This is a genomic window from Pseudomonas sp., assembly GCF_050739655.1.
In the GTDB taxonomy this organism is placed as follows: domain Bacteria; phylum Pseudomonadota; class Gammaproteobacteria; order Pseudomonadales; family Pseudomonadaceae; genus Aquipseudomonas.
This window is the reverse complement of sequence record NZ_JBOIBY010000609.1, coordinates 1-2,874: the sequence shown is the minus strand read 5'-3', so window position 1 is coordinate 2,874 and position 2,874 is coordinate 1. Positions and strand designations below refer to the sequence as shown.

Annotated in this window: 4 protein-coding genes and 2 pseudogenes; 3 read left to right on the top strand and 3 right to left on the bottom strand. The window is 53.7% G+C overall.

Annotation, left to right across the window (positions count from 1 at the left end):
• Window positions 1-204: 204 nt before the first annotated feature.
• The 3 genes and pseudogenes from ACRESJ_RS29215 to ACRESJ_RS29205 all read right to left on the bottom strand — a co-directional run bounded on the left by ACRESJ_RS29215 (window position 205) and on the right by ACRESJ_RS29205 (window position 1,502).
• Window positions 205-456, bottom strand: coding sequence for a DUF1654 domain-containing protein (locus ACRESJ_RS29215; RefSeq protein WP_431760980.1), 252 nt, complete (start codon window positions 454-456; stop codon window positions 205-207).
• Between the two features lie 142 nt (window positions 457-598).
• Window positions 599-807 (bottom strand): annotated as a pseudogene (locus ACRESJ_RS29210) (hypothetical protein).
• 2 nt (window positions 808-809) lie between these two features.
• Window positions 810-1,502 (bottom strand): LexA family protein, encoded by a 693-nt coding sequence (locus ACRESJ_RS29205; protein ID WP_431760979.1) that lies wholly within the window; start codon window positions 1,500-1,502, stop codon window positions 810-812.
• Window positions 1,503-1,554: 52 nt separating this feature from the next.
• On the opposite strand from ACRESJ_RS29205, the gene ACRESJ_RS29200 reads away from it, so the two are divergent.
• The 3 genes and pseudogenes from ACRESJ_RS29200 to ACRESJ_RS29190 all read left to right on the top strand — a co-directional run.
• The gene (locus ACRESJ_RS29200; protein ID WP_431760978.1) at window positions 1,555-1,767 is read left to right on the top strand and encodes a transcriptional regulator; all 213 of its coding nucleotides are present in this window, start codon (window positions 1,555-1,557) and stop codon (window positions 1,765-1,767) included.
• A gap of 89 nt (window positions 1,768-1,856) precedes the next feature.
• Entirely contained in the window at window positions 1,857-2,279 is a 423-nt protein-coding gene (locus tag ACRESJ_RS29195; RefSeq protein ID WP_431760977.1) for a phage regulatory CII family protein, read from the top strand.
• A 193-nt stretch (window positions 2,280-2,472) separates the two neighbouring features.
• Window positions 2,473-2,874, top strand: a pseudogene (locus ACRESJ_RS29190) (DnaT-like ssDNA-binding domain-containing protein); the annotation flags it as partial.

Sequence of the window (2,874 nt, the reverse complement as noted above, 5' to 3'; positions counted from 1 at the left end):
CGGAAGCAGGCTGTGCCGCGTTGTTGTTCCCTGATCGCAATCAGGGTTCGTCTTCTGGCTGTTAAAGAGCGGTCTGGCTTTCGCTGCTGGTTGTTGTGGCGTTGGCCTGCGCTAAAATATAAGTGTGCTTATTCAAAACGTCAATAAGCGCGCTTATATATTTTCGTGTTGACGATAAAAAACCCGCTTAATGGCGGGCTTCTTTCACGCTTCGCAGTACTGCCGCCAACTGATCTTGATGGAACCTCCCTCCAAAACCTCGACCATTACACCCTCCGTCTCGCTGATCTCATCGATGAGGTATTGCCAATCTTCGACGGTCTCGTGCTCGAGCCTAGACACTGTTATTGCCTGGACCTTTTGAGCGCCTGGCGTAGCAACGAGCGCTTGTAGGCGACGCCTGGCTAGTTCATAGGGCGTAGTTGTTTTCGGTGTAGGTTTGGGGGAGGTGATCATGAGGTTTTCCTTGGCTGTATATGTGTACAGTATTTGTATGCATATACTTTGAAAAGCCGGAAAGCGCGCGTTTGTTCGCGTTTGTTCTCTTTACTGGAGCACACACACAAAACCCGGTATTTGACCGGGTTCTATGAATGCGTTAGTGGATAGTCACAACCCTACGACTTTCGCTAATCATGATTCGGTCCAACGCCCGGTTTAACCCATTCAAGGCATCCAGCAGGGCTTTGGATTCAGTCTATCGACTATCTCCCCATAGGCGTTCAGCCATTTTGTTGAGAGCTTGATAGTTCATTCGATATCTGCAGCGGTTCCTGTCTTGGCGTCTGCAGGACGCTTCTTTGGCATCGTCAAAATTTCTGCAGCGCCCGCACGACGACGCCAACGATCCGGCAGTGCTCTTCAAACGGCTCAATTGGGTACCCGGGGTTCAGCGGCTTCAAGAACAGCCTTCCGCCATCGCTGACAAGCTTTTTAAACGTTGCTTCGTTGCTCTCTGGCAGCTTGGCGATCACCAGCTTTCCAGGTGCAGCCTCAACTTCGGTGTCCACCAGGATCAGCGTGCCTTCGGTGATGCTCTGCCCAGCAGGTGAGGTCATCGAGTCGCCTTTGACCTCAAGCCAGAATGCGGGACCCCTTGAATTGTATTCGGAGAATTCGTAGCGATCGGAGAAACCGGTCGGGTAGGGCTCCACAGCTTCCGCCCATGAGCCAGCGGCTACCCAACTGATCACTGGATAACGGAAGGATTCAGCGAGCTGGCGGGCCTCACTGACGTTGGAGTCGGCGGCGCTGGCCCCTTTCATCGGGCCGGTGTTTTCGGATAGCCAAATAGCATTGACGCCGCACACATGCGCAATCTTCGGCAGGTGCGCGCTCTGCAGGTTCTTTCCTGTCTCCAACTGCGAAATCACTGGCTGCTCTACCCCTACTTTTAAGGCGAGGGCTTTCTGCGTCAGCTTGGCGTGATTTCGTGCGGATTTGATTCGTTCGGCGAGTGTACTCATCCGCTGAAATTTATAAGTTCCCTTATCGGCTTGCAAATAAGTGTCCTTCTACTTAGGATATAAGCATGCTTATTAGGAGGGCTCTCATATGACCCCTATCGAAAAACTCGTCGACTTCTTTGGCGGGCAAACCAAAACAGCTTTGGCTCTCGACGTCTCCCAGGCGGCAGTTTCTTACTGGGTGGCAGGTATTCATCCCATGGGCGCCGAAAAAGCATTTAAGGCAGAAGAATTGACGGGCGGAAAGGTTACGGCCCGTGAGCTGTGCATGCGTCAAAAGCGCTCTCAATCGGCAGCCTGACATCCCTGTCGCCGGGTGATCAGTTGATGACCAAAGTTTCGCTCCAGCACTGGCTGGGGCGCCACGGAAAGAGAAGTGAGGTTTTACGAATGGAAGATTTCTTGAGGGCTTGCCACACCACCATCAAGGAAGGAGGGGCAGAGGAGCTGGCCGGGAAGATGTGCATGGCGCATGTGAGCCTGCTCCAGCGCTCGAACCCTGACAACGCAAGTCACCACCTAACCATTGAGCATTTGTTCGGGGTCTTGCTGCATACCGGCGACATGCGTCCGCTGATGGCGCTCGCCGACCAATTCGGTTTTGACCTCGTTGCACGCGAGAAGCCTACTGCCAAGCCGCTGATGGCCGCACTCGGGCTTTTGTCGGCCGAGTGCGGCGACGTAGGTCGATTGATCTTCGATGCCACCGCCGACAACCACATCAGCCAGCACGAAAAAGCCCAAGGCGATAAAGCAATCCTAGAAGCCATCGAGGCGCTGCATGTTCTGCGCGAATCGCTGAAGGCAGCCTGAATTTCAGACACAAAAAAGCCGGGCTGCAACCCGGCTTCTTCAAAACGCAAAACACTCAAGGGGCCATTATGAACACTAACACTGCTCCAGGCAATACCAGCCGTGTCACGACACCTTTTGCTCATTCTCCAAACGTGTCATGTCACACCATGTCGTCACGCGAGATTACCGAGCTTCTTCAGGAGGCCAGGTAATGGCCCGTATACGAACTGTAAAACCCGAGTTCTGGACCAGTGAACAGGTTATGGAGTGCAGCGCCCTCGCTCGCCTCCTGTTCATCGGCGTGTGGAATTTCTGTGATGACGCGGGCAACCACCCACTGTCGCCAAAGACCCTTAAAGCGCTTGTGTTTCCAGGCGATGACATCACCGCAGATCAAGTTGCTGGTCTACTCGGCGAGCTGGACTCGAATGGTTTGATATCGGTCTACACGCACTCGTCGAAGCTGTACCTGCATGTCAATGGCTGGCATCACCAGAAGATTGATAAGCCAACGATCAAGCACCCCTCTTATATCCAACCTATAGCAGATGCACCGACGAGCCCTCGACCACCACTCGGCGAGTCCTCGTCGAGCAATAGCGGAGGCCTCACC

What these genes read in the sequence shown, in the direction of transcription:
- ACRESJ_RS29215 (WP_431760980.1), bottom strand. Translation starts at nt 456, where the DNA reads ATGATCACCTCCCCCAAACCTACACCGAAAACAACTACGCCCTATGAA.
- ACRESJ_RS29200 (WP_431760978.1), top strand. Translation starts at nt 1,555, where the DNA reads ATGACCCCTATCGAAAAACTCGTCGACTTCTTTGGCGGGCAAACCAAA.
- ACRESJ_RS29195 (WP_431760977.1), top strand. Translation starts at nt 1,857, where the DNA reads ATGGAAGATTTCTTGAGGGCTTGCCACACCACCATCAAGGAAGGAGGG.